This is a genomic window from Deltaproteobacteria bacterium, from assembly GCA_011773515.1.
Classification (GTDB): Bacteria; Desulfobacterota; Deferrimicrobia; order J040; family J040; genus WVXK01.
On sequence record WVXK01000054.1, the window covers coordinates 1 to 829 of the forward strand.

General features: G+C 55.9%; 1 protein-coding gene. It reads left to right on the forward strand.

Annotated features, from left to right (window positions below; genetic code table 11):
* The first annotated feature begins 83 nt into the window (after window positions 1-83).
* Window positions 84-584: a MarR family transcriptional regulator gene (locus GTN70_05320; protein ID NIO16403.1), complete on the forward strand. Its 501-nt coding sequence runs from the start codon at window positions 84-86 to the stop codon at window positions 582-584.
* The last annotated feature ends 245 nt before the right edge of the window (window positions 585-829 follow it).

Below are 829 nucleotides of genomic sequence, written 5' to 3' on the forward strand. Positions count from 1 at the left end.
CTTGACATAATGACAATATAATTGCTAATATGACAATTATTTTGTCATCCTGATACCATCATCCTGAGATCCGGGAGGCGATTATGGCCCGTGAAAAAAGTAAAAGAGATGAGAACCTGAAGGCACTGATGGAGGTCATCGACGAGACGAGAGGCCTCTTTCACCGGATGGCGGCGGCCGCCCAGCAGATCCACCGTCAGGGTGAAATTACGGGGGGAAGGAGGGGGGTCCTCATGAACCTTCAGAAGCAGGGCCCCCTGACGGTACCGTCTATGGCCCGCCAGAGACCCGTTTCCCGGCAGCACATCCAGACGATCGTCAATGGCCTGAGGGAGGACGGATTCGTGGAGCTGATCGATAACCCCGCCCACAAGAGATCCCGCCTGGTGACCCTCACCCCGAAAGGGGAAAAGCTGGTGGAGGAAATGAATCGCCTCGAGGCCCGGATTTTAAGCGAGCTCGTTGCGGGCATCCCCGCTGAAGATCTGGAAAGGACCGCCGCTGTCCTGCGCTCTCTCAAAGAGCTGTTCTCCGGCAGGAAGTGGTACGAACTCGTTGAGAGATACGGGGACGAGGAATCGTAGGGAAGATCGGTTTCTCCGTGTCTATCAGGTCGAGAATCCCCCCCCTTGCGCTCGCGGCGCTGGTAAGCCAGATGGGCGGATTAATTCTCTTTTCGCGGTGAAGAGGATTGATCGAAAAACACGGGACCCGAAGCTCCGAAACTCCAAACTCCAAATACCCCCTCCCTGATCGAGGGTGGTTCGAACAGTCGGGCAACGCCAGGAACGGGCAGGGGGTATAATAAAGAAAATGTGTCGCAGGCCAG

What these genes read in the sequence shown, in the direction of transcription:
- GTN70_05320 (NIO16403.1), top strand. Translation starts at nt 84, where the DNA reads ATGGCCCGTGAAAAAAGTAAAAGAGATGAGAACCTGAAGGCACTGATG.